The sequence below is a fragment of the Slackia sp. genome (assembly GCF_977041755.1).
On record NZ_CDRRGL010000014.1, the window covers coordinates 1 to 26,020 of the forward strand.

Sequence of the window (26,020 nt, forward strand, 5' to 3'; positions counted from 1 at the left end):
GCGGCGGCATCCCGCGTGCGGATGGTGTGGCGGGCGGTTCTTTTGTGCGCTCCATAACCGCATTTCGCGCGCCAATTTGCACAAGTTGTGTTTGCTTGCCCAAGGGGCAAAAAGCTCTTGGAGAGCAATCGGGTCTCTGCTATAATTCAACGTCGGCTTCTTAAGCGCTCCGTTTCACGTCGGAACGAGCAACCTTCGGGTCGCGTTCGTTTCCATCCGACCTCTGCTGCGGTGCCAGGTTTTGTCCAGAACCTCGAAGGGCTCAGCTTAGTTGGGCATTGCATGCGATGCCCGCGCGCAAGCGCGAAGGCGAACCCGAAACTGGCGTTTTAAGCAGCACAGTCGAAGGAAAAGACTAGCAGAAGGAAACGAAATGGATATCATCCGCGCTATCGAGCAGCAGCAGATCAAGGAAGTCGCCCCGTTCAACGTCGGCGACACGGTCAAGGTGCACTATCGCATTACCGAGGGTAACCGCGAGCGCATCCAGGTTTTCCAGGGCGACGTTATTCGTCGTCACGGCCACACCTGCCGCGAGACCTTCACCGTCCGCAAGATCAGCTTCGGCGTTGGCGTTGAGCGTACCTTCCCCGTGCACTCCCCCAAGATCGAGAAGATCGAGGTCGTGCGTCACGGCAAGGTCCGTCGTGCCAAGCTGTACTACCTGCGCGACAAGGTGGGCAAGGCTGCCAAGATCAAGGAAAAGGCATTCTAAGTCTTTGCCGAATTGGTGCTTTGGAAGGGGTCCTTCGGGGCCCCTTTCTTGTTTCATTTTTCATGCGCTGCGGCATTCTGCGCGTGTATTTCGACGGCATTCGCTGTCGGTTTTGCGTGTGCGAAATGCTTCGTCGCATGGAAAAAGAATCGTCGCCCAGAAACGAGGGGAGCGAATGGCTCAAACGCTTGCAGAAATACGAGAGGCACTGAAGGTTGCGAATCGCGTGGAATACGAGGCGCTTGCCCGCGCCCTTGCCGCCGACGAGCGCAAGGGGGTCAAGGCTGCCCTGAAAAGCGCTGCGCGCCGCCTTGCCGCCGAAGACGCCGAAGCGGCCCGTTTGAATGGCATGTACAGCTTCCAGGCGAAACTTGCAGGAGGCGGCATTGCCGTGGGACTTGACGAGGTGGGTCGAGGCCCGGTCGCAGGCCCGCTTGCCATTGGCGCCGTTGTGTTGCCCGACGATCCGCGCGTTGAAGGCGTGAACGATTCCAAGCAGCTTTCTGCCGAGCGTCGCGAAGAAATCGCCGCCGTGGTGCGCGAGGTGGCTATTGCGTGGGATATCGAATACATTCAGCCTCAGGAAATCGATGAACATGGCATGACGTGGGCCTTGCGCACGGCGAACCTGCGTGCCATCGCGGCCATCGAGGAGCAGCTTTCTGCGAAAGGCACTTCGCTCGATGCGGTATTGCTCGATGGCAACGCACAGCACCTCGACGCACGTGAGGTCAACATTGTGAAAGGCGATGGGAAATGCGCGTCCATTGCGGCGGCGTCCATTATCGCGAAGGTCGACCGTGACGCGCTCATGTGCCGCTATGCCGAGCAGTTTCCCCATTACGGCTTCGAGTCGAACAAGGGCTACGCGAGCGCCGAGCATATCGAGGCAATAAAACAATATGGGCTTTCTCCCGTGCATCGCGCGAGTTTTTGCCGCGCTTGGACGCAGGAGGCGCTGTTTTAGAAGACCTGACCTCCCTCGCGCGGTGTGGGAAACGTGGGGGGATTCGCACGTGAGTCGTCGGAGAATCGTCGGAAAAACGCCTGAGAGTTCGATGAAGACGAAGAAGAATCGACGTTGAAAATTAAAGAAAACGCCAGGGAATCGCGGGGCAATCGCGAGACATCGCGATGAAAAGCGCGTGATTCGGGTAAGAATCGGGCAAGGTTTCACCTCTACACTCGCCGTACGAGAAAGGGGATGCCATGACCGAAGAATATGCTGGACCACGTAAACCATGCGACCTTGTCCACGGAGGCGACGAATGCGCCGCTGTCAATGAGGGCTACTGGGGCGATGACGAGGAAGAAATTGCTTTCGTCAAGCGTTGGAATTGCGACCCGAAGACGCTGGGCGCTTACGGCGAAGATCTCGCCTGCGAATTGCTGAAACGAAACGACTACATCATTTTAGAGCGCAACTGGTCGTGCGCTGCAGGCGAGGCCGATATCATCGCTCTCGATGACGGGTGTTTGGTGTTTGTCGAGGTGAAAACGCGCGCGGGCGGCGATAAAGGCTTTCCTCAGGAAGCGGTTACGCCGACGAAGCGCGCTCGCTACGAACGTATTGCCTATAGCTTCTTGTCTACCTACGATGGGGTCGATGCTCGTGTGCGTTTCGACGTGATCGCCATTCAGGCGATGCCTAACTCGAGGGGCTTCGTGAAACATATCGTGAACGCCTTCGGCGCGGGTGCGTGACATTATGCAGCTGCGATGCTCGTTATATTCGGCGACCATTGTGGGCGTGCGGGCGATTCCTGTGGCCGTCGAGGTAGTTGTCTCGAACGGGTTGCCGGGCTTTTCCATTGTAGGCATGCCCGATGCCGCCGTGCGCGAATCGACCGAGCGCGTGCGCGCCGCTATAAAAGCCTGCGGTTTTACCATGCCGGGCGATAAAGTGGTGGTGAATTTGGCGCCAAGTTCCATTCGCAAGGCAGGGTCGGGCTTCGATTTACCCATCGCTGCGGCGATTTTGGCGGCAACGAAGCAAATTGATGTAGAGGTGCTTGGCGAATGCATGCTGGTAGGGGAGCTTGGGCTCGACGGCTCCGTGCGGCCAGTCCATGGAACGCTCGCATTCGCCGCTTGCGCGCGTGAGCTTGGGTGCAAGCTCTTGGTGAGCGCCGATGCGCGCGACGGGGCGCCGCTTGGACGCATGGAGCAGCTCGCATTGCCCTCGCTTGCCAGTTTGCGCTCTATGGCTGTGCGGCCGCTCGATTTCTGCGCGCCTTCTGCTTCGGTTGAAGCGCCTGATTTTGGCGATATCCGTGGACAGGCGGCCGCTAAGCGCGCTATGCAGGTTGCGGCTGCGGGCGGTCACGGCATTTTGCTTATGGGGCCTCCGGGGTCGGGCAAAACCATGCTTGCGCGCGCTCTGCCTTCCATATTGCCGCCGCTTTCCGAAGATGAGAGGCTCGAAGCGGCTATCGTCCATTCCGTTGCGGGCGAGCCCATCGATTCTATTCTCGCGGGCACGCGGCCGTTTCGTCGTGTACATCACAGCGCTACGGTGGCGGGCCTTGTGGGTGGGGGAACGCCCGTGCATCCAGGCGAGATATCGCTTGCTCATGCCGGCGTTCTGTTCCTCGACGAATTGCCGGAGTTCTCGTCACGATCGCTTCAAGCGCTTCGCCAGCCCATGGAAATGGGCCGCATCGTGATAACTCGGGCCGATGGCAGCGTTGCGCTTCCTGCGCGATTTTCTCTTGTTGCGGCGGCGAATCCTTGTCCTTGCGGGTATTACGGCGACCCTCAAAAGCAATGCACCTGTCCACAATGGAAAATCGAGCGGTATCAGGGCAACATTGGCGGTCCGCTGCTCGATCGCATCGACATGCACGTCGATGTGTGGCGCTGCGATCCTGGCGAGATGCTTGATCGCGCCGATGGTCGCGACCCAATCGACTCCGAGCGCTTGCTGGCGGGCGTTTTGGCTGCTCGTGAGTTTCGATCGTGGCGGCGGGCAGCGCTTGGCGATGGCGATGCCGTTGATGTGGGCGCATTGCTTGCTCGCTGCCGCATGGCGCAACGAACGCGGGACTTGTTGGAAACGGTGTCGCGCACGCAGCTGCTTTCGGGGCGTGGAATAACGCGCGCGCTTATGGTGGCGCGTACGATTGCCGACATCGCCGAATCGAAGTCGGTAGCAGAAGAGCACCTCATGGAAGCTCTGAGTTTCAAGCTTCGAAAGGGGGTATAGCGGCCATGGAAGAACGCTTTCGCATCGATGGTCCGCGATTCGAAATCGCACGTGGCACGAAAGATTATCCAGATGTCTTCGAGGCTGTGCCTGAGCCGCCCGAACGGCTCTATGTGATTGGCGACCCCTCTGCGCTTAAGGAAGGTCTTGCGGTCGTCGGGGCGCGCAAGGCGACGCCTTATGGGTTGAATGCGACCAAAATGTTGGCAGGCCGTGCGGCTGAACTCGGCGTGGTGGTGATTTCGGGCGGTGCGCGTGGTTGCGATGCAGCCGCGCACGAGGCGGCGCTTGCGGCTGGTGGGCAAACCGTCGCGTTTCTAGGCGGCGGTTGCGATGAGCCGTATCCGAAATCGAACGTGGATCTGTTTCGGCGCATCGTCAAGGGCGGCGGAGTGGTTGCTTCGGAGTTTCCGTGGCATTATCCGCCGAAGCCTTTCATGTTTCGCAAACGCAATCGCCTTATTGCGGGGTTGGCGCGCGCGACGCTTATCGTGGAGGCGGGGCTTCCCAGCGGTACATTCTCTACGGCCGACGAGGCCCTTGCCGCCAATAAAGACGTGCTTGCGGTGCCAGGGTCGATTTTTTCCGCCACATCGGCGGGCTCGAATATGTTGCTTGCGCAGGGGGCTATGCCCATCGTGAGCAAGGAAGTGTTCGATTCGGCGATTATGTCGTTGTTTCCGGAAATCGTGGGAGGCGGGTATGGCGCCGAACAGTTGGCGTTGCTCGCGGGCGATGGGGCCGATGCGGGGGTCGACGACCCTATTCTCTCGGCCCTTGCGGCAGACCCTATGCGTCTCGAAGAGATTATTGCCCTATTCGCTGATGGCGACGATCCCATGGCCGCGGCGACGCGCGTTATGGCGCATGTGTCGTTGCTCGAAGGGGCGGGCGCGCTCACTCGTTTTCCCGATGGCCGGTTCGGCGCTGTTGGATAGCTTGCGGGCTTTTATGAATTGCCATGCGGGTGTGTTATCCTCGCTGCATGGATAAATTTGTGAACATAATCGGCGCGGGTCTCGCAGGCAGCGAGGCCGCGCTTCAACTCGCCCAACGCGGCGTGCACGTGCGTCTGTTCGAGATGCGCCCCGAAACCGAAACCGATGTGCATCGCGGCGGCGATTGCGCTGAGCTCGTGTGCTCGAACTCTTTGAAGAGCACCAAGCCCGAAAGCGCTGCCGGCATGCTGAAGGCGGAGCTTGCGGCGCTCGGTTCTCAGCTTATTGCGGCGGCTGGTCGAAGCCGCGTCGATGCGGGCGGTGCGCTCGCGGTCGATCGTGATGAGTTCTCTGCCGATGTCACTTCCATGGTGAAGGAAAACCCTTATATCGAGTATCGCGTGATGTGCGTTTCCGACCCGCTCGATGCCTGCTTGGGCGCTGCGGACGCTACCATTTTGGCAACGGGCCCGCTTACGAGCGATGCGCTCGCTCAGTGGCTCGTTGACAAAACCGGTTCCGATAACCTCGCATTCTTTGATGCGGCGGCGCCTGTGGTCATGGCCGACTCCCTCGATATGGATGTGCTGTTCCGCCAATCGCGCTATGAGCAAGATGCTCCCGGCGATTACCTGAACGCGCCTTTCGACAAAGAGAGCTACGACGCTTTCATTGCTCAGCTCGTTGCCGCCGATCGCGTTATTAAGCGCGATTTCGAAACGAAAGACTTGTTCCAGGCGTGCCAGCCTATTGAGGAAATCGCCCGCAAGGGTGCCGATGCGCCCCGTTTTGGCACGTGCAAACCCGTGGGGCTCACCGATCCTGCAACGGGTCGTCGTCCGTGGGCGGCGGTGCAGCTTCGTGCCGAGAACGCCCAGGGCACGGCTTACAATCTGGTGGGCTTTCAGACCAATCTCACATTTGGCGAGCAGAAGCGCGTCTTCCGCATGATTCCTGGTTTGCAAAACGCTGAGTTTGCGCGTTATGGCGTCATGCATCGCAACACGTTCATTCAGGCCCCGCGTCTGCTCGATCGCGATTTGCGCTTGCACGGCGTCGACGCCCCCGTGTATGTTGCCGGCCAGCTTTCTGGCACCGAGGGCTATTGCGAAGCTATTGCGTCGGGTCTTATGTGCGCGCTATTCGTGTATGCCCAGCTCCAAGACATACAGGCCCCGCTTTTGCCTGTGGAAACCGCGTTTGGCGCGCTGCTCGATTACGCCACCGACCCCGCAACGCAAGACTATCAGCCCATGCATGTGAATTTCGGCATTCTAAAGCCGCTTGATCAGCATATTCGCAACAAGGGTATGCGCTACGCCGCCTATGCCGAGCGTGGGTCGCGCGCCATGGAGGGCTATGTGGCCGATATTCGCGCCAAGGGCTTGCTATAAGGCATGGCGAAGGCGAAACCGGAAGTCGGGAAGGCATGCGCGCAGGCTGAAAGCGAGCCGGGCGGCCCTGAGCTTCCCGCAATTGACGAGCTTTATCTGACCTACCTTGCAAGCTATTGCGACATGCTCGTCGTGGAGCGCAATGTATCGCAGCATACCGTGCGCAATTACCGGCTCGATTTGCTCGACTATGGCCGGTGGGCCGCTCGCGCGTCGGTCAATCCGCTGTGCGCCACGCGACGCGATATGCGAAGCTATCTGGGCGATTTGGACTATGCCCAGTATTCGCGCCGCACGGTCAATCGGCGGCTGTCTTCCGTTCGTTCATTTTTTCGGTGGCTTGTGGCTGAAGGCTTGGTCGAGTCGAATCCCGCCGATGTCGTGAGCGCTCCTAAGCTCGCTCGCAGCCTTCCGCGAACTATTCCGCCCGCCGATATGGCGCGTTTGCTTTCGGTGTGGCGCGGCAGCGATAAGCCCGCCGACATGCGCAACCGCGCGATTCTCGAGTTCTTGTACGCATGCGGCGCGCGTATCTCGGAAACATCGGGTTTGCTGCTTGAGAACGTCGATTTCGATGCTGGGCAGGTGCGCGTGTTCGGTAAAGGCTCGAAAGAGCGCATCGTGCCGTTGCATGAAATAGCCATCGCTTCCATGCGCGACTACCTTTTCAACGCGCGCCCTGCGCTGCTTGCCGGCAAAGAGAGCCCGTATTTCTTCGTGAGCACGCGTGGCAACCAAATGTCGCCCGATGCGCTTCGCAAAATGTTCAAGCAGAGTCTGCTTGCCGCGGGGCTCGACCAAGCGCTCTCGCCGCATGATATGCGTCACACGTTTGCGACCGACCTGGTAGAAGGCGGTGCCGATTTGCGCAGCGTTCAAGAGATGCTCGGCCATTCGAGCTTGTCGACCACGCAAATCTATACGCATGTGTCTGTCTCGCATTTGAAAGAGGAGCATCGCCGCACTCTTCCGCGCGGGTAGAGGAGGCGTGCGGGAAATCCATGGAAGCGCCTATGAGGGATGCCCATGAGGGAGCGCGTATGCGGTCCTATGCGGGTCGTCTTTTGCTGAGTTCGAGCAATGATCAAAAAGGTGCTCGAATGTGGCAAAAAGTACACCCGCCAAGTGAAGCTATAAATCGTGAGTGAGGGAACAGCTTTCTGACCTGGTGATATGGGAAGCAGTGAATGGAAGGCTGCACGATGCGTAGGCTTTGGCATGAGAATATGCCACATTCGAGCACCTTTTTGAACAATTGTCGGGTTTACGCTGCTGGCAGTATGGATGAAACGCTGCCCATGTTTTACGATGGCTCTATGCAAAATATAAAGGAACATACTGCCGATTTTGACGTTGCCGATTTTGAGCCCGAAGCGAACGAGCATTCATGCCCTTCGTGCGCCGTGGGGCCTTCGTTGCATGGCGACCGGGTCGGTGAACGGGCCGCGGGCCATGCTGGCGGCTGCGCCGTCGATCGAGCCGCAGGCCATGCTGACGATTGTGGCGACAGTCAAGCTGCTCGTTGCGTCGAGGGCCAAACTCGATGCTATGCTGGGGCCCAGGAAGAAGGCCGTGCTGAAGATCGGGTAGGGCGACGTGTTGGGGGCCAGGCCGACGATTGCGCTGAAAATCGGGCCGAAGAGGATGATGAGAACTGCGTCGAAGGTCATTCCGAGAGTTGTTCTGAAGGTTGCGCCGAGGTTCGCGCTGGAGGCTGGGCCGACTATTGCGCCGAGGCTCGCGTTGGGGGTAGGATCGACGGTCGTGCACAGGGCCCTTCCCATTCGCAACTCGATGCTTCCGGCGAGGAAGACTTCGCCGGTTTTGTGAAGCACAACATCGCGTCGGGCGGTATTTTTGGCGGGGTGCTGGAAAAAGGCGCCGCGCCCCAGAATCGCAGCGCGGCCGATTGGGGAATCGACGTTGCCGTCGCCCTTGTCGCCTTCGCGTTTGGCTGCGCCCAAATGGTTATCACCGCTTCTTCCGTTGTACACGTTGATGCCGGCCCCTATGGGTCGAGCTGGGTTAATTACGTCCCTAATATTTATGCGTATTTGGCGGTTGCCCTTACGACTGCGCCGTTGATTCTTCGTCGTGAGGCACCGTGGTTCGTGCTCGCGCTCACGCTTGCATGCTATGTCTTCCTGTCGAATTCCATGGGCGGAACGGTTTCGCTTTCGCCCATAGGTCCCATCGTGGCTGTCTATACCGTGGCAAGCGAACGCGCCCGCGACGAGGCTCTTGCGGCTGCAGCTGTGGTGGGCGTGTGCGCGGCGGTGGTTCCTATGGGCACTTCGAGCGTCGCCATGGCACTTGTGATGCGCATCGAAAACGTTGCGTTTGTGGTGGTTGCCGCCTTGGGCGGTTTCGGCGTGCGCATGTACCATGCCTATATGGAAGAGACGCGCCGCCGCTTGGCTGAAGCTGAGCGAACGCGCGAGGAGCTCGCTGCGCGCCGCGTTGCTGACGAGCGCGTGCGCATCGCGCGCGAAGTACACGATATCACGGCGCATTCCCTTTCTGCGGTCACCATTCAGGCGGCAGCGGCGGAGCGCCTCATCGATTTGAACCCTGCCGCAGCGAAAGAGGCGATTGCCGATATTCGCTCGGTTTCGAAGTCGTCGCTCGATGAGATTCGCTCGCTTATCGGAGTGCTGCGTGGCGACGAGGCAGCCGAGCATGCGCCCGCCGAAGGCACCGAGCGCATGAGCGATGTTGTGTCGTTCTTGCAGCGTGCTGGCATCGAGGTCGATTTTGACGAAAGCGACTACGACAAGGCGCAGGTGCCCGCATTCGTCGATATGGCGTTGTTCTCGCTCGCCCGCGAGTCGGCTACCAATGCCGTGCGTCATGCCCATGCCGCACATATCTGCATTGAGTTGGCATCTTCCCCTTCGAAGGCAGTGCTCGTGTTTTCCGACGATGGCGTCGGCATGGACAGTGGAGTGCGCGAGCATGCCGAAGGCCATGGCCTTGAGGGCATGGGCGAGAGAATCGAAGCGCTCAATGGCGCATTTACCATAGAAAGCGAGCCTGGTCGCGGATGCACGATTCGCGCCGAAGTACCCTTGGAGGTGGTACACGATGACGAGCATCGATGAGACGTGCGGCGGCGCACCCATTCGGGTTGCCATTGCCGATGACCAGGATCTGGTTCGTAAGGGCTTCAGGCTCATTCTTTCGTCGTTTCCCGGCATTGAAGTGGTGGGCGAGGCGGTCGATGGCGCCGATGCCGTCGCATTGGCGCGTCGCATGCGTCCCGACGTGCTGCTCATGGATATTCGCATGCCGCGCAAAGATGGCATCGAGGCCTGCCGAGAGCTTGCGGGCGACCCCGATACGGCCGATGTTGCGGTGCTTATTCTTACGACGTTCGACATCGACGAATACGTCTACGATGCGCTTGCGGCGGGTGCGAGCGGCTTCTTGCTGAAAGACGTCGATCCCGACGATTTGGCGCAGGCCATTCGCGTTGTGCATGAGGGCAATGCACTCATTCAGCCGTCGATTACGCGCCGTTTGGTCGAAACCTACGCTGCGTCGCGCAGCAAGGCGCGCTTCGATGGCACGCGCATCTCTGATCTTACCGATCGAGAGCGCGAGATTCTCACCATGGTCGGCAAGGGCATGTCCAATGATGAAATCGCTGCTGAATTGGTGATTTCTCCCGCAACGGTTCGCACGCATGTAGGTCGTATTATGGTGAAGCTCGACGCTCATGATCGAGCCCAGCTCGTAGTTGCCGCCTATGAAAGCGGTTTGGTGAAACCGGGCATGTAGGGCACCTCAAGGAAAAAGGTAGCTACTAATGCGTCCTTCTTGCCGCGCGATCCATGGCGAAATCGTGGGGCGCTTTATGAAGAAGAGCGAATGGATGTTCTATTTCTGCTATTATGGCGCGGTTGCAAATACTTGGCAGAAAGGTCGAGATCGTGGCCAGCGATTCCATCGTCATCAAGGGCGCGCGTGAGCATAACCTGAAAAACGTCGACGTTACCATCCCTCGCGATAAGCTCGTGGTTATTACGGGCCTGTCGGGCTCGGGCAAGTCGTCGCTCGCGTTCGACACCATCTACGCCGAGGGCCAGCGCCGCTATGTGGAAAGCCTTTCCGCCTATGCTCGCCAATTTTTGGGGCAAATGAACAAGCCCGACCTTGACTCAATCGATGGCCTCTCTCCTGCGGTGGCGATTGACCAGAAAACCACGTCGAAAAATCCGCGTTCAACGGTTGGCACTACGACGGAAATCTACGACTACCTGCGCCTTCTGTTCGCTCGCGTGGGCACGCCGCATTGTCCTGAATGTGGGCGCGAAATCAAGGCTCGCACCACCGACCAAGTGACCGACGAGATTCTTGCGCTCGGCGAAGGTAAAAAAGCGCTCATCTTGGCGCCCGTCGTGGTAGGGCGCAAGGGTGAGCACACGAAAATTCTTTCTGACCTGCAAAAAGAAGGCTTCTCGCGCGTGCGTATCGACGGCGTGGTGCAGCGTTTGGAAGGCGAGCCCGTCAAACTCGACAAGAAGTTCAAGCACACGATCGACGTCGTGGTCGATCGCGTGGTGTTGAAGGCGTCTGCGACGAGCCGCATTGCCGAATCGGTTGAAACGGCGACGAAGCTTTCCGACGGTCGCGTGGTGTGCCATCTGGTTGATGAAGAGGCCCAAGAAGCCGACGGGCAGAAATCGACTCCGGGCTTCACGACGGTATGGCCGGGTGACCATTTCTATTCGCTTGCTCTTGCGTGTCCCGAGCATGGCCATTCGATGGACGAGCTGCAGCCGCGCGACTTCAGTTTTAATGCCCCCTATGGCGCCTGCCCCGATTGCGCGGGCCTCGGCAGCCGCGAGGAAGTCGATCCAAGCCTGCTCATTCCCGACCCGTCGCTGTCGCTGAACGAGGGCTGCATTGCGCCGTTCGCAACGGGCAATTATTACCCCCAGGTTCTTCGCGCAGTATGCAGGCATATGGGCGAAGACCCTGCAACCCCGTGGGAAGATTTGAAGAAGAAAACGCGCGACGTGCTGTTGTATGGCCTTAAGAGCGAAAAGGTTTTCGTCGACTACGTGACCGTCGATGGCCGCGAAACGGGCTGGAGCATCGATTGGGAAGGCGCCTGCGAAGCGGTTATGGGCCGTTATAAAGACTCGACGAGCGATTCCCAGCGCGAAAAATACGAGAAGTATTTCGCTACCATTCCATGCGCGTCATGCGGCGGAAAGCGCCTGAAGCCCGAGATTCTCGCCGTGACTGTTGGCGGCAAGAATATCCACGAAGTGTGCGATATGTCGGCCGCCGATGCGCTGGAGTTCTTCAGCAATCTGCAACTCGACGAGCGCCAGGCGTTCATCGCCGCGGCTATCGTGAAAGAGGTGCGTGCGCGCCTGCAGTTCTTGGTCGATGTGGGTCTTGATTATTTGACGCTTGAACGTGGCACGGCATCGCTTTCAGGAGGTGAGGCTCAGCGCATTCGCCTGGCCACGCAGATTGGTGCTGGTCTCATGGGCGTGTTGTACATTCTGGACGAGCCGTCCATCGGCCTGCATCAGCGCGACAACGAGCGCCTTATCGCCACGCTTGAACGCCTGCGCGATTTGGGTAACACGGTTATCGTCGTGGAGCATGACGAAGATACCATTCGCCACGCCGACTATGTTATCGATATGGGCCCTGGTGCGGGCGAGAAGGGCGGCCATGTGGTTGCCGCGGGCACGCCCGATGAAGTGGCGAGCGCCGAGGGGAGCTTCACGGCCGACTACCTTTCGGGCCGCCGCCGCATCGAGGTGCCTGAGGTTCGCCGCAAGCCCAAACGAGGCGCCATCAAACTCACCGGTGCTTGCGAGAACAATCTGAAGAACGTGTCCATTTCCGTTGAACTTGGCACGCTTACCGTGGTCACGGGCGTTTCGGGGTCGGGCAAAAGCTCGCTTATCACCGACACGCTTGCGCCTGCGCTCGCGAATCGCATCAATCACGCGCACCATCGCACGGGCGAATACCGCAAGCTCACGGGCTACGAGGCGCTTGATAAGATTGTCGATATCGACCAAAGCCCTATCGGTCGCACGCCGCGTTCGAATCCCGCGACGTATATCGGCTTGTGGGATGACATTCGTGCGCTGTTTGCGAGCACGCAGGAGGCGAAGGCGCGCGGCTATGCGCCTGGCCGCTTCAGCTTCAATGTGAGCGGTGGCCGCTGCGAGGCGTGCAAAGGTGATGGCCAAATCAAAATCGAGATGCACTTCTTGCCCGATGTTTATGTGCCGTGCGAGGTGTGCGGCGGCATGCGCTATAACCGCGAGACCTTGCAGGTGACATACCGCGGCAAAAACGTGTACGACGTGCTCGATATGACGGTCGACGAGGCGCTCGAGTTTTTCAAGAACTTGCCGGGCTTGGCGCGTAAGCTCCAAACGCTGCACGATGTGGGTTTGGGCTACATTCGATTGGGCCAACCTGCCACCACGCTTTCGGGCGGCGAGGCTCAGCGCGTGAAGCTCGCGAGCGAGTTGCAGCGTCGTCAAACGGGTAAAACGTTCTACGTTCTCGACGAGCCCACCACGGGCCTGCATATGGAAGATGTGCGGCAGCTTCTTGATGTTTTGCAACGTCTTGTCGATGCGGGGAATACGGTGCTTGTCATTGAGCATAATCTTGACGTTATTAAGACCGCCGACCGATTGATTGACCTCGGACCCGAAGGAGGCTCGCGCGGTGGTACCATTGTGGCCACGGGTACGCCCGAGCAGGTTGCGAAGGTTCCCGAAAGCCACACGGGTCGCTTCTTGCGAGAAATTTTGAACGTCTAGCCGCCCGTGCGCGGCTTGCGTGCTAAAGGGGGATGTTACATGCAGAAATCGCGGCCGCATTTCGCACGCGGCGTGCTTTTCGCTCTTATTGGAGGCGTGAGCTGGGCTTTTTCTGGCACATGCGCAGAATTCCTTTTTGAGACGCAGCATCTCTCGCCGGCGTGGGTCACGTCGGTGCGATGCATGATTTCGGGCGTCGTGTTCCTGATTCTTGCGGCCATCATCGATCGCGAGCGCTTTCTCGAAGCCGCCAAAAACAAGCGCGCGTGGGTTGCATTCGCAGTCAATGGCCTTTTCGGCACGGTGTTTTGCCAGTTCACGTACCTCACGTCCATCAGCTACACCGATTCGGGCACTACGACCGTGCTTTCGATGGTGGGCTTGGCCTTGGTTATGGGCTACAGCTGTCGGGCAAGCCATCGCCTACCACGAAAACGTGAGGTGTTCGGCCTCATTCTCACGTTTGTCGGCGTCGTGCTCATTGCAACGAATGGCGACATTTCGAGTTTGGCTATGCCGTTGCCCGGCCTTGTGTGGGGCCTGCTTTCGGCCGTGGGCCTTGCTGCATACAACATCATCCCCGTTAAGCTTATTGGCCGCTATGGCAGCCTGGTCACCATGGGTTTCTCGATGTTCGTGGCGGGCGTTTCCATGTGCTTCATCGAGCAGCCCTGGACGGTTTCCGTCGACGTGAATACTGAAGTGATTTTGGGTATGGCTGCGATTATCGTGGTTGGCACGGTCATCGCCGCGTGGATCTATATGCAGGCCATTGCCGATATCGGCGCGGTGAAGGCATCGATGATCGCCGCGGTCGAACCTGTAGCTGCTACTATTTTCACGGTCACGCTGCTTGGGACGCGTTTCGAGCTCGTTGACCTTGTTGGCTTTGCGTGCATCGTTGCCATGGTGCTGCTTGTGAGTTCGAAACCCGATGACGAGCAAAAGCTTGCGGAAGACTTGGCAGGCAAAACAGGGGAAGAAGATACGGTTCCAACTCCCGAGTCCATTGAGCTCGCCCATGCTGAGGCTGCGATTCGTGCGGCGCGGGCTGTGCCGGGGTCGCAGGCTGCGCTTGAGGAAGTTCCTGCTCCCGAACCTGTTGTGCTGTGGGACCCTGCCATTTCCCAGAAGGCGCGCGAAAAAGCCAACAGTGGTGAGCTTTCTCTGGAGGAGATGATTTGCTCTCCCGAAGCGGCCCATTTGGTTGACGCGAAGTCAAATACGAAAGACACCGTGCGTCATGGCGTGCGTGAAGGCATAGCGCTTGCCGTGTTCGGGTTTCTTGTTGCCGCCGGCTTCATAGCGCTTACAACGTATATTTCTGCTGGGCATAATTTGAACTATGCCTCTACGGGCATCGACGACATCGCGGGCAACATGTCGGGGTATGGCGTGATTTTGTATGAGGGCACGGTTGAGTCTTCAGCTTCTGCCGAGTCTTCTCTGGCGACCGACAATGCGCTGGGCTCCAACGAATCGGCTCGTATTGGCGAAAGCGCCAAATCGGACGAAGGTGCCGAAGAGGGCGCGTCGAGCGCGAAAGGCGAATCGGACGAGCGGTCTGTCAAAGGCTTCGTGAAAATGGCTTTGGGCCTCGATTCCGAAACCGAGGAGAGCGTTTCAGGTTCGGCGAAGGCTTCGGAATCGACGGGCGCATCGGCCTCGACGTCTGGTTCGGCTTCCGACACTGCGAATGACCCCATGACGATGGACGAAGCGAAGGAAATCTACGAGGCGAAGAAGGCGACGGTTCTCGGGCTCGATGTGAGCGATTTGGAGCAGTACCAATTCGGTCGTATCATCATGAAGGGCGGCCATACCTATGGCGTTGTGAGCATTACCGATGACGAGCTCGCCGCGCTTGATTTGCCGAAGGCGGCCACGACCACGAAAACCACCATTACGACGTCGCGCGAGTCCCGCACATCGTCAGTGGGCTCGAGCGCGAAGGTTTCCACGAAGAGCGCGTACGCGAATGTGGCCGAACTGCTCGCCGATGTCGACGCCGATTCTATTGACGAAGAGCTCGTTGCCCGCGTCGGCGACGTCATCGAACATTTCCGCAATGCTGGCGTCGACGTTGTTGTCGTGCTCACGCACGATGTTCGTCCCATGGCGGCGATCGATGGTGCCGATGTGGTGATTACCGTGCGAACCGACGAGCGTTTTTCGCAAAGCCAAATGATTAACCATACGTTGTATGTCGATACACCCGAGGTCGGCTCGGTGGGCGCCTTGCTCGTTGCCCCCGGCAACGTGGTTTCGAGCCGCGTGCTTACGGGTGAAACGACGAGCGCGGGCGCATCAATGAGCGCCGAGGGCGGCAATTCGTCGTACGTCGAGAAGGCCGATTAGCCAGAGCGATTTTGGAAGAAGGATAACCAATGCTGAATACCAATAACGAGAGCGCCATGTCCGCTGAGGCGCGCAAAGCGGCTTTGGAGCTCTCTGCATTCATCGAGAAGTGCCCAAGCATGTTCCATACGACGGCCGAGATTTCCGGCCGATTGAAGAACGCGGGATTCACGTTCCTTCCTGAAGGCGAAGCGTGGAGCGTTGAGCGCGGCGGGAAGTATTTCACGACGCGCAATGGCTCAACGGTCGTCGCGTTCAAGGTGGGCGAGCAGCTCGACAATTACCATTTTCAAATCACCGCCGCGCATGGCGACTCGCCGACGTTCAAGCTCAAGGCACAAAGCGAGCTCGAGGGTCCGGGCGAGTATATGCGCCTGAATACCGAGGTGTACGGCGGCGCTATCGACTACACGTGGTTTGATAAGCCGCTTGGTTTGGCGGGCCGTGTGCTCGTGCGCGAAGGCGGGCGCATCGAAAGCAGGTTGTACGATTCGGCCCGCGACGTTGCGCTCATTCCGAGTTTGGCGATTCATATGGATCGCTCCGTGAACGAGAAGTTCTCTCCGAACCGTCAGACCGACCTTATGCCGCTGTTTTCGGCTGGTGCGCTCACGCGCGGTGCGCTTGATGAATACGTTGCTTCTGAGCTGGGAGTTTCTGCTGACCAGGTAATTTCTCGCGATATGTTCTTGGTGAATCGCCAAAAGCCCCAGCTGTGGGGCGCGGCCGAAGAATTCCTTTCAGCACCCAAACTCGATGATTTGGCGTGCGCCTTTGTTTCGCTTGAGGCGTTTTTAGCTGCGGAAAACGACCGCGACGTATCGGTGTATTGCTGTTTCGACAACGAAGAGGTTGGATCGAATACTAAGCAGGGCGCTATGTCCACGGTGCTGCGCGATACGCTTGAGCGCACGAATGCCGCGCTTGGCTTCTCGTGGGAAGATTATCACTGCGCCGTTGCGAAATCGATGCTTGTGAGCTGCGATAACGCTCATGCTTTGCATCCGCATCGACCCGAAGTGGCCGATGCGGAAAACCGTTCCGTTCTTGGCGGCGGCATGGTGGTCAAGGAGGCCGCGAACCAAAAATACTGCACCGACGCGTTTTCGCGTGCCGCGTTCCTTTCGGTATGCGAGGCGGCAGGCGTGCCCGTGCAAACGTTCGCCAACCGAAGCGATATGGCGGGCGGCTCCACTTTGGGTAACTTGTCGAACACTCAGGTGAGCATGCATGGCGTTGACGTGGGCTTGCCGCAACTCGCGATGCATTCGAGCTATGAGACCTGCGCCGCGTGCGACGTGAAGCTTTCCATCGACGCGCTGAAGGCGTTCTTCGATGCGGAAATCGTCATCAACGGGTCCGATTCTATCGAGCTGAAATAGGGAAGACCTACGAACTGAATTCAGGGAGGGAGAAGCGGCGACCTTGGGGCATATGCTCGAAGGCCGCCGCTTTGCATTGCGCGGCTCGAACGTTTTTCGCGACGCATGGCGGAGCGCTCGGCGCGCGGAGGGCTTGCGCACGACCACGGCTGGCTACCGCTCCGCCCTGTGGGCTTCGCTATGCGTCCGCCAGAGGTCGTCTGAGTTCAAACTTGTTTTTCATTCAAAAATGAAGCGAAGCCAGGCGAGCGCATAGTGAGCGAAGCGAACGGTAGCGAGCTGTGTCGTTGGCGGGCGCGCAGGCGCAGAAACGCCACCAACGGGCAATAAAAAAGCGCCCGAAGGCGCTTTGAGGTGCTATTTATGCTCGCCGACGAAGAACAGCGCAAGCGTTCCCGGTCCGGAATGTGCGCCGATAACGGGGTCGACGTAGTTCACGACGAACTCGGTGCAGCCGAGGCGTTTCTTGATTTCGCTTTCTAGCAGCACGACGTCTTCGATGCAGTCGCCGTGGGTGATGAAAATCGTTTGGTTCGCCGGGTCAATCGCCGTTTGCTCCATATGGTCGACGAGCGCCTTGATTGCCTTACGACGTCCGCGCGCCTTTTCCACGGGAACAAGGCGTCCTTCGTTGTCGACATGCATCACGGGCTTGATGTTGAGCAGCGTTCCCGCCCATGCGCTCGTGCGGCTTACGCGTCCGCCGCGGAACAGGAACATCAAATCATCGACGGTGAACCAGTGGCACAGGTGGTCGCGCGTTTCGCGCACGAAATCGGCAACTTCTTCAAGCGATGCGCCCGCTTCCTTTTTCTTGCAGGCCAAATATACGAGCATGCCTTCGCCGCCCGATGCCGCGAATGTTTCGACTGCGCAGAGCGTGCGATCGGGATATTCCCCGGCAAGTTGCTTCATCAGCAGCTTCGTGGCTTCATAGGTGCCTGAAAGTGCGCTCGAGAACCCCAGGTAGAGCACGTCGTGGCCTGTATCGAGCACGCGGCGCAGCGTGGTTTCGGTTTCTTGCATGTTGGGAAGGGAGGTGGTGATGACCTTCCCTTCGCGCATCATCGTGTAGAACTGGCGCAAGTCGGTTTTCTCGCCCTTGAGGTAGCTGCGGTGCTGCACGCCGTCGACCATGAAGGTTAGGGGTAGAATCTCGAGCCCGAATGCGTCGATCGTCTCTTCGGTAAGATTGCATGCTGAGTCGGTGACAATTTGATAGCTCATAAGTGCTCCCGTCGTTGTGGCCGCGCACACGCGGCGCTCCGCTCTCAAACCGCGGAATAGAAAAAGTATAGCGGTAGGTGTCAAGATGTTTTGACAAAGGCCATTTTTATTGTTTTCGAACGCGTGTTTCCGCAGAAAACTACATGGAGCAGCATGCGGGAGCGTGCTGCGACCGGTGGCGATAAAAGCTTACGCGGGAGTAATGCGCTTCGTTGCGAAGAGGGAACAGGGTTCGGGGCGGGCGCTGCGACGTTTGGGATGCGAACGGCCCGTGCGTCACGCGTGCGAATGCCCGTGCGGCGTGTGAACCTCATAGAATGTGCCCGTTGCCGTAGGCGTTGGCGCTGCGATGTTTTATACTCTGAAAACTTGCGCGAAGGCCGTGGTGGCCTTGCGTGAACCGTACTGCCCCAAGCGCGATTCGGCGCTTGGAACACGCACAGAAGAAAGGAATCGGAGTACACGATGGGAAACGATTACAAGCAGTCGATGAATCTGCCGAAGACCGACTTCTCCATGAGGGCGAACCTTCCGCAGAACGAGCCGAAGCGCCTGGAGAAGTGGGCCGAAGAGGACATCTATCATCGCATTCTCGAGAAGAACAAAGATGGCGAGCCCTTCATCTTGCATGATGGCCCTCCGTATGCGAATGGCCCGATTCACATCGGCCATGCTTTCAACAAGATTCTGAAAGACTTCGTGATTAAGTCGCACGCGCAGCGCGGCTATTTCACGCCGTATATTCCTGGTTGGGATTGCCACGGCCAGCCGATTGAGCATGAGGTCGAAAAGAAGCTCGGCACCGAGAAAATGCGCGAGCTGCCTCAGGCGACGGTGCGCCGTCTGTGCCGCGAGTGGGCAGAAAAGTTCGTCGACGTGCAGCGCAACGACTTCAAGCGCCTGGGCGTGAATGGCGATTGGGAGCATCCGTACCTCACGTTCCAGCCGAACTTCGAGAGCGCGAACGTCGAAGTGTTCAAGAAGCTTTACCTCAATGGCGCCGTGTACCGCGGCCGCAAGCCCATTCATTGGTGCTCGCATTGTCACACCGCACTCGCCGAGGCCGAAATCGAATATGCCGACGAGACGTCGCCTTCGATTTACGTGAATTTCAAGCTCAACAACATTCCGGCTGCTTTCGCCGAGGCCGGCGTCGAGCTCGAGCGCGCCTACGTGCTTATTTGGACGACCACGCCGTGGACGCTGCCTTCGAACACCGCTGTGTCGCTGGGTCCCGACATTGATTACTGCTTCGTCGAGGCCGACGGCAAGTTCATGATGTTCGCGAAGGACATGGTCGAGGCTGTCGCCAAGGTCGCTGGCTGGGAGAGCTATCGTATCGTTGAGGCGAATGGCGAGCCCGTCACCATGAAGGGCGACCAGTTCGGCGACATCACGTATATCTGCCCCGTTCTGCACGAGAACACGGGCCGCATCATCTGGGGCGAGCATGTCACCCTCGACGCGGGCACTGGCGCCGTTCACACGGCTCCCGGCCATGGCGTCGACGACTACAAGGTTGGCATGAAGTTCGGCGTCGACACCATCATGCCGATTGACGACGACGGCCGCTTCACCGATTACGTGCCGCAATGGGCGGGCCTTACCACCGACGAGGCCAACCCGAAGATTATCGAGTGGCTGCGCGAGCAGGGCACGCTCGTCGCTCATGTCGACATTGTGCACAGCTACCCGCATTGCTGGCGTTGCCATGAGCCCGTTATTTTCCGCGCGACTGACCAGTGGTTCGTCTCTATGGACAATACGGGTCTGCGCGAGGCTGCGCTCGACCAGATCCACAACCACGTGGAGTTCATCCCCGAGTGGGGCGTGAACCGCATTGGCGCCATGGTTGCCGATCGTCCCGACTGGTGCATCTCGCGCCAGCGCAGCTGGGGCGTGCCGATTCCTGTGTTCAAGTGCGCGAGCTGCGGCGAGACCGTTGCGACCGAAGAGACCTTCGACGCGGTTATCGACCTGTTCAACACTGAAGGCGCCGACGCATGGTTCACGAAGGAGCCCAAGGAATACCTGCCCGAGGGTACGTGCTGCCCGAAGTGCGGCTGCACCGACGTTGTGCCCGAGAAAGATATCCTTGACGTATGGTGGGAGTCGGGCGTGTCGCACGTGGGCGTGCTGAAGCACCGCGCCGAGGCCGATCACCTTCGTTGGCCTGCCGATATGTACCTCGAAGGCTCCGACCAGCATCGCGGTTGGTTCCAGAGCTCGCTTCTGTTGGGCACGGGCGCGTTTGGCCAATCGCCCTACAAGAGCGTCATGTGCTGCGGCTTCACCGTTGACGAAAACGGCGAGAAGATGTCGAAGTCCAAGGGCAACGGCATCGCTCCCCAGGAAGTCATCGACAAGTACGGCGCCGACGTGCTGCGCCTGTGGGTCGCGTCCACCGACTACTCAGTCGACGTTTCCATCGGCGATAACATTCTGCAGCGCACTTCCGATGCCTACCGTCGTTTCCGCAACACGTTCCGCTTCTTGCTCGGCAACCTCGACGGTTTCGATTTCAAGCGCGACGCCGTTTCGCTCGACGAGATGCGTCCCGTTGACGTGTGGGCGATGCTGCGCCTGAAGAAGCTGCTCGACGACGTGGAGCGCGGCTACAACGAGTATCACTTCCACCAGGTATTCCGTGCGCTCTACGACTACGTCGTCGGCGATTTGTCGTCGGTGTATATGGACGTCGTGAAAGACCGCCTGTATGCCGAGGCACCTGGTTCGGTGGCGCGCCGCTCGGCTCAAACCGTGCTCATGAACATCCTTGAGGTGCTCGTGCGCGTCATGAGTCCGATTCTGTCGTTCACCTGCGACGAGGTGTGGGAGCATTATCCCGAGACCGAGCGCAACCGCGAGGGTCGTCCCGTGAGCGTGCAGCTGGCCGGTTGGCCCGAGGCCGCCGATTTCACTCCGGCGCTGCCCCAGGGCGAGGCCGCCGAGGCCGTTATGGCGAATTTCGCGTGCCTGCTTGAGGTTCGCGACGCCGTGACGAAGGCCATCGAGGAAGCGCGCAACGCGAAAACCGTTGGCAAGAGCCAGGAAGCCGTGCTGAAGATTACGGTTTCCCAGGCTGTCGCCGACGTGCTTGGCGCGTATGATGCGGCCGACCTCGAAGAACTCTTCATCGTGAGCCACGTCGACGTTGTCGCAGGCGATGTCGAAGAGGCGCAGGTCGAGGTTTCCGCAACCAGCGAGCCGAAGTGCCCGCGCTGCTGGAACCATCGTGAGCTGGGCGGCAACGCGAACCACGCTGAAGTGTGCAAGCGCTGCGGCGATGTTCTCGACCAACTCGCGTAAGCATTCGCATTTTCGCGAATCGCGAGCCATCGAACCCTGGGCGCGCTGAAAAGCCGACCTGGGGTTTGGCGCGCTCGTGCGTCGCGACTTGTAAGGCGGGCCGGGGGAGTGACCTTTCGGCCCGCTCCGCTTTTTGAAGAAAGGTCCACGTGACTACCGATATCGTGACATCGAAGAATTCTAAAATGAGGGCAGCTGCGCTTTTCACAGTGGTTGTCCTTGTCTGGCTGGTGCTCGATCGCCTTACGAAGGCGTACTTCGAAGGTGCCTATGAGCTTGGACAGGCGGGGGCCAACTGCGGCCTGTTCCGCTTCACGCTCGTGCATAATACGGGCGCCGCATGGGGCATGTTTGGCGATTCGACGTTTGCTTTGGGCATCACTTCGAGCATCACGTGCGTGCTCATCGTGCTCGTGTTCGCATTCTGGGAAAAACTCGCCGGCCATGCGCCAAGCGCCCTTGAAACGATTGCGCTCGCCATGGTGTGTTCGGGCGGCTTGGGCAATGCTATCGACCGCTTCAGTCAGCTCTACGTTGTCGACTTCATCGATCTCACGTTCATCGACTTCCCGGTATTCAATGTTGCCGATATTGGCGTGACCTGCGGTTTCGTATTGCTTGTTATAGGGTATTTGCTCGTGACGCGCAAGGAGGACGCCCATGTCTAGCTATGCGAGCAATGTGGTGCCCAAAGAGTGTGAGGGCATGCGCCTTGATGCTTACATGGCTTCTCAAGGGCTGTATCCCACGCGCAGCGCCGCCGCGAAATGCATCGCCGACGGCTATTGCGCGCTCAACGGCAAGCTGCCGCGCAAGAGCGCGTCGGTTTGCGCGGGCGATGTGCTTGAATACGAGACGTATGAAGACCCGCATGCGCCCGAGCTCGTTGCGGCCGATATTCCGCTCGACATTCGCTATGAAGATGACTACCTGCTCGTTATCTCGAAACAGGCGGGACTGGTGTGCCATCCTGCGGAGGGCCATTACGGCGACACGCTCGTGAATGCGCTTATCGCGCACTGTGGCAAGGAAAACCTCTGCGACGTGCAGGGCGAGCAAGACCGCCTCGGCATCGTCCATCGCCTTGATCGTGACACGAGCGGCCTTATGTTGTGTGCGAAAACGAACGAAGTGGGCCTTGCTCTCATGGAGGATATTCGACTGAAAGACGTCGATCGCCATTATCTGGCGCTCGTGCAGGGGTGGATTCCTCTCGATACTGGCATCGTCGACGCTCCTATCGCGCGTGGCGGCCGCGACCGGCTTCGCATGGAGGTTTCCGATCGTGAAGACGCCCGTCCGTCCATTACGACGTTTACGGTCAAGCGTCGCTTCGAACCCGGCAAAAACGACGACGGTTTCACGCTCATCGATTGCAAGCTCTTTACGGGCCGCACGCATCAGATTCGCGTGCATATGGAATACATCAAGCATCCGTGCGTGGGAGATCCGGTGTATGGCTGGAAGAAGAAGGAGAATCTCGGCCTCGACCGACAGTTCCTTCATTCGTACCGCCTTGCGTTCACTCATCCCATTACGGGCGAGCGTATGGAGTTTGAAGATACGCTGCCACCCGATTTCCAAGAAGTTATCGACGAATTGGAAGCTCGCGAATAGGTTGATTCGTTCGGCTCGTCTTGCGGGTTAGCCCATTTAAAACCATGTCGGGCTACCGTACCGCTTCACCTTATGGTTTCGTTATGCGCCCGTCTGGCTGCGTTCAATATCAAACTGAAGAACAAGCTTGAACGCAGACGGCCTTGGACGGGCTTATCAACAAGGCAAGCCTTCTCAAACGATTAGCATTCTTTGGACGCTCCCCTTGGGCACCTGAATCCGATAGATTCCGCACGAGTAGAACAGCATTTAATGTGCTGTTCGCAGCGAGCAGGACTTGACCGAAGCGGATTCCGGTGCCCAAGGGGAGCGTTTTATTTCGTGGGCTCATTTTAGGCGTGCCATATAAACGAAAAGAGACGCATAACGCGTCTCTTTTCGACAAGCTGAAAGCGAAAGGTAAGCGCTCGCTCTCAATATGATTCGGCCGACGCTTTCGCGCCAAGGAGTGGCCGAATGTAGCGAAGGGGAGCGCCCGCACGCTTAAGGAAGCCGTGCGGGCGCAGGGAAGAAGCTGAAAGTTCGCTCGAATTAGCGGCCAACCCAGTTGGGGGTGCGCTTCTCGGTGAAGGCCAGCGGGCCCTCGATGCCGTCTTCGGTCTTCTCGAGGAAGCGATAAGCACCGTCGCAGTAGCGCATCGCGTCTTCCTCGGACATCTGGTCGGCGGCATGAACCAGGTACTTGGTCCACTTCAGAGCCAGAGGAGCGTTCTTCAAAACCTGCTCGGCCAGCTCGATAGCCTTGTCCATGACCTCTTCGGCCGGAACGACGTAGTTGATCAGGCCAAGCTCCTTCGCCTGAGGAGCCTTGATCTTCTTGCCGGTGAGCAGAAGTTCCATGCAGTCCTTGCGGTTGATGTCGCGAGCGAGGCGAACGATGCCGCCCGTGGAAGCGATGATGCCCAGGCCGACCTCGGTGCAGCCGAACTTGGCGTTCTCGGCAGCGACAACCATGTCGCAGGAAAGGGCGATTTCCATGCCGCCGCCAGCAGCGGAGCCGTTGCATGCCGCGATGATGGGCTTGGAGCACAGACGAGCCGTGATGCCGCCGAAGCCGTGCTCGGTAACGGTCTGGCACTCGCCGCCCTCAGAGAGCTCGGAGAGGTCCTCGCCGGCGCAGAAGACCTTGCCGGTGCCCGTCACGATGATGGCGCGCACAGCCTTGTCCTTCTCGGCGTGGTTCATGATGTTTTCCATAGCATCGGAAGTTGCGCCGTTCAGCGCATTGGCGACCTCGGGACGGTTGATGCGGATGATCAGCAATCCGTCCTCGCGAAGCTCGGATACGACAGTGTCGGTTCCGTAGTAATCTGCCATGTTTCCTCCTTGATGTCGCGGCTTTCATTTTTAAAAGCCTATATACGCCCAGTGGCATATCCCCTGGTTGTTTCAAGCGGGGCAAACCCGCTTTTACTCGAGGTGCGTTGTCGACCGATTCACGCATTTGGCCAGTTTGGCTGTCCGCTGCCGAACCGACCATTCGGTCGGCTTCGCACCTCGTGATTGCTACAATATGGCCGCTCGTGGCGCTTCGGTATCGCTTGAGTTGGTGTAATTGAGGTTTCAACGTAAATTGAGTGCATCGCTAAAAAAATAGTAGATGGGTCATTTTCACGTTTCTGTGGTACAAATTGGCTGCAAAAAATGCGCTAAGGCGAAATGGCGGTTATAATCGCGCCATTGCATTATGGAATGCGCCACGCTTTGCAAAACGAAAAGCAAGGGGAGCTTGCTGCGGCGCGTATTCCGAAACATATGTATAAGGGGTGACGCGACGAGAATCCGTCGTGGTTGCGCGAATAGGAAGGCGCTGCAATGGATTTCATGTTGAGCGATGCCGATCGCGTGCTTATTTCGCAAGTGCGCGAATTTGGCAAGAATTACTTTAATAATGAGTCGGTTGCGCAATGGCGCCGCGATATGGGCTTGCCCGATGAGGTCGTGAAGGCGTTCGTCGACCTCGGTTTCAATGGGTTTGGCGTCATCCATCGTCGCAATCATGTTCATTACGACATGCTCGCGCAGGTTCTTGTACTCGAGGAATTGTCGCGCGTTTCGGGCGCGACCCTGCCGTTCCAAAACGATTTCCTTCAGCTCCAGATCCTCGAGGCTTTCGCGAGTCCTTCGCAAACCGACCCCATTCGCCTTGAATATCAGAATACGGGACGCCTTGCATTCGCTTTTGCAGTTTCCGAGCCGAATTCGGGTTCTGATACAACGGGCATGAAGACGTCTGTTCGCTCCGTTGACGGACGTCTGTTCATGAATGGCGAGAAGATGTTCGTGAATAACGGCGAATACGCGCCAGCCCTGCTTGTTGCGGCAATCGACGAGGATGCGCCTGCTGAAAACGGGCATCCCGCCTTGTCCATGTGGATGGTTCCGCGCACCGCGAAAGGCGTCGAGGCAGTTCCCGAGAGCAAGATTGGCCAAGAGATGCTCCCGTTCGCCCATATTCGTTTCGATAATGTCGAGCTTGACGAGTCGTGGCGTTTGCAAGGGCCGGCAAAGGGCTTCCCCCAATTGTTCAGCTTCTTTGAATACGGCCGCGTTTTCGCATGCGCAACGGCGCTTGGCGAGGCTCAGGCCGCGATGGACGATGCGGTCGAGTGGGCGCGCGAGCGCACCGCATTCGGCACGCCTGTGTCGAATTTCCAGCAGGTCCAAGAGATGCTGACCGACATGGAAGTGAAGCTCACGAATATGCGCCATATGGTTTATAAAGCCGCGTGGGAATTCGACCACGGCGTGCATGAACGCTTGACTGTGGCGCTTATGAAGCGCTACGTGCCGCGTGCTGCAACCGAGGTCGCAAGCGATGCCATGCAGATTCTTGGCGGTCGAGGCTATACGACGCATGAGCGCATTTCTTCGATTTGGCAAGATTGCCGCGGCTTCCAAATCGCCGAGGGCACCGATCAGATCATGGTCTACATCGCGGCGCCTCTTGTGATGCGCAAGTATGCGGAAGCTGAGATGTAGCCGTCTCGCGCCGAATTCTTATCGATTGCGAGGGGAGCGCGAGCTCCCCTCGTTTCTTTTGGGTCAGTTTTTCGAGAACTGTCC

The 26,020-nt window shown here is 58.5% G+C and carries 18 protein-coding genes; 16 read left to right on the plus strand and 2 right to left on the minus strand.

Going from position 1 to position 26,020, the window contains the following annotated elements:
* Window positions 1–373 precede the first annotated feature (373 nt).
* From rplS to ACWI8T_RS02445, 12 genes are all read left to right on the plus strand, one after another.
* Entirely contained in the window at window positions 374–715 is a 342-nt protein-coding gene (rplS, locus tag ACWI8T_RS02390; protein WP_287537855.1) for a 50S ribosomal protein L19, read from the plus strand.
* A gap of 175 nt (window positions 716–890) precedes the next feature.
* Window positions 891–1,682, plus strand: a complete 792-nt coding sequence (locus tag ACWI8T_RS02395; protein WP_337426602.1) for a ribonuclease HII — start codon at window positions 891–893, stop codon at window positions 1,680–1,682.
* A gap of 242 nt (window positions 1,683–1,924) precedes the next feature.
* Complete coding sequence (locus ACWI8T_RS02400) at window positions 1,925–2,419, plus strand: YraN family protein (RefSeq protein ID WP_302886029.1); 495 nt, start codon at window positions 1,925–1,927, stop codon at window positions 2,417–2,419.
* A gap of 4 nt (window positions 2,420–2,423) precedes the next feature.
* The gene (locus ACWI8T_RS02405; protein WP_287537852.1) at window positions 2,424–3,920 is read left to right on the plus strand and encodes a YifB family Mg chelatase-like AAA ATPase; all 1,497 of its coding nucleotides are present in this window, start codon (window positions 2,424–2,426) and stop codon (window positions 3,918–3,920) included.
* Between the two features lie 5 nt (window positions 3,921–3,925).
* Complete coding sequence (dprA, locus tag ACWI8T_RS02410) at window positions 3,926–4,858, plus strand: DNA-processing protein DprA (protein ID WP_449137814.1); 933 nt, start codon at window positions 3,926–3,928, stop codon at window positions 4,856–4,858.
* 47 nt (window positions 4,859–4,905) lie between these two features.
* Entirely contained in the window at window positions 4,906–6,252 is a 1,347-nt protein-coding gene (trmFO, locus tag ACWI8T_RS02415) for a methylenetetrahydrofolate--tRNA-(uracil(54)-C(5))-methyltransferase (FADH(2)-oxidizing) TrmFO (RefSeq protein WP_449137815.1), read from the plus strand.
* A gap of 3 nt (window positions 6,253–6,255) precedes the next feature.
* On the plus strand, window positions 6,256–7,233 hold the full coding sequence (locus ACWI8T_RS02420) for a tyrosine recombinase (RefSeq protein WP_449137816.1): 978 nt from the start codon (window positions 6,256–6,258) through the stop codon (window positions 7,231–7,233).
* A gap of 317 nt (window positions 7,234–7,550) precedes the next feature.
* Complete coding sequence (locus tag ACWI8T_RS02425) at window positions 7,551–9,353, plus strand: sensor histidine kinase (RefSeq protein ID WP_449137817.1); 1,803 nt, start codon at window positions 7,551–7,553, stop codon at window positions 9,351–9,353.
* The gene (locus ACWI8T_RS02430) at window positions 9,337–10,032 is read left to right on the plus strand and encodes a response regulator transcription factor (protein ID WP_114614983.1); all 696 of its coding nucleotides are present in this window, start codon (window positions 9,337–9,339) and stop codon (window positions 10,030–10,032) included. Before ACWI8T_RS02425 ends, ACWI8T_RS02430 begins: the two co-directional genes overlap by 17 nt.
* A 113-nt stretch (window positions 10,033–10,145) precedes the next feature.
* On the plus strand, window positions 10,146–13,061 hold the full coding sequence (gene uvrA / locus ACWI8T_RS02435; RefSeq protein WP_449137818.1) for an excinuclease ABC subunit UvrA: 2,916 nt from the start codon (window positions 10,146–10,148) through the stop codon (window positions 13,059–13,061).
* A gap of 39 nt (window positions 13,062–13,100) precedes the next feature.
* The gene (locus ACWI8T_RS02440) at window positions 13,101–15,419 is read left to right on the plus strand and encodes an EamA family transporter (RefSeq protein WP_449137819.1); all 2,319 of its coding nucleotides are present in this window, start codon (window positions 13,101–13,103) and stop codon (window positions 15,417–15,419) included.
* A gap of 29 nt (window positions 15,420–15,448) precedes the next feature.
* Window positions 15,449–16,801: a M18 family aminopeptidase gene (locus ACWI8T_RS02445; RefSeq protein WP_449137820.1), complete on the plus strand. Its 1,353-nt coding sequence runs from the start codon at window positions 15,449–15,451 to the stop codon at window positions 16,799–16,801.
* Window positions 16,802–17,158: 357 nt separating this feature from the next.
* Here ACWI8T_RS02445 and ACWI8T_RS02450 read toward each other — a convergent pair whose 3' ends face one another.
* Window positions 17,159–18,028 carry a DegV family protein gene (locus ACWI8T_RS02450; protein ID WP_449137821.1) on the minus strand — a complete coding sequence of 290 codons (870 nt, stop codon included), beginning with the start codon at window positions 18,026–18,028 and terminating at the stop codon, window positions 17,159–17,161.
* Window positions 18,029–18,493: 465 nt separating this feature from the next.
* Between ACWI8T_RS02450 and ileS the strand changes: the two genes are divergently transcribed.
* The 3 genes from ileS (at window position 18,494) to ACWI8T_RS02465 (ending at window position 22,954) form a co-directional block, all read left to right on the plus strand.
* The gene (gene ileS, locus ACWI8T_RS02455) at window positions 18,494–21,337 is read left to right on the plus strand and encodes an isoleucine--tRNA ligase (protein ID WP_449137822.1); all 2,844 of its coding nucleotides are present in this window, start codon (window positions 18,494–18,496) and stop codon (window positions 21,335–21,337) included.
* 149 nt (window positions 21,338–21,486) lie between these two features.
* Window positions 21,487–22,005 carry a signal peptidase II gene (gene lspA / locus ACWI8T_RS02460; RefSeq protein WP_449137823.1) on the plus strand — a complete coding sequence of 173 codons (519 nt, stop codon included), beginning with the start codon at window positions 21,487–21,489 and terminating at the stop codon, window positions 22,003–22,005.
* Window positions 21,998–22,954, plus strand: a complete 957-nt coding sequence (locus ACWI8T_RS02465) for an RluA family pseudouridine synthase (RefSeq protein ID WP_114614989.1) — start codon at window positions 21,998–22,000, stop codon at window positions 22,952–22,954. Before lspA ends, ACWI8T_RS02465 begins: the two co-directional genes overlap by 8 nt.
* A 531-nt stretch (window positions 22,955–23,485) precedes the next feature.
* Here ACWI8T_RS02465 and ACWI8T_RS02470 read toward each other — a convergent pair.
* Window positions 23,486–24,271, minus strand: a complete 786-nt coding sequence (locus ACWI8T_RS02470) for an enoyl-CoA hydratase/isomerase family protein (RefSeq protein WP_281668380.1) — start codon at window positions 24,269–24,271, stop codon at window positions 23,486–23,488.
* A gap of 498 nt (window positions 24,272–24,769) precedes the next feature.
* Here ACWI8T_RS02470 and ACWI8T_RS02475 point away from each other — a divergent pair, with 498 nt between their 5' ends.
* The gene (locus ACWI8T_RS02475; protein ID WP_449137824.1) at window positions 24,770–25,936 is read left to right on the plus strand and encodes an acyl-CoA dehydrogenase family protein; all 1,167 of its coding nucleotides are present in this window, start codon (window positions 24,770–24,772) and stop codon (window positions 25,934–25,936) included.
* Window positions 25,937–26,020 lie beyond the last annotated feature (84 nt).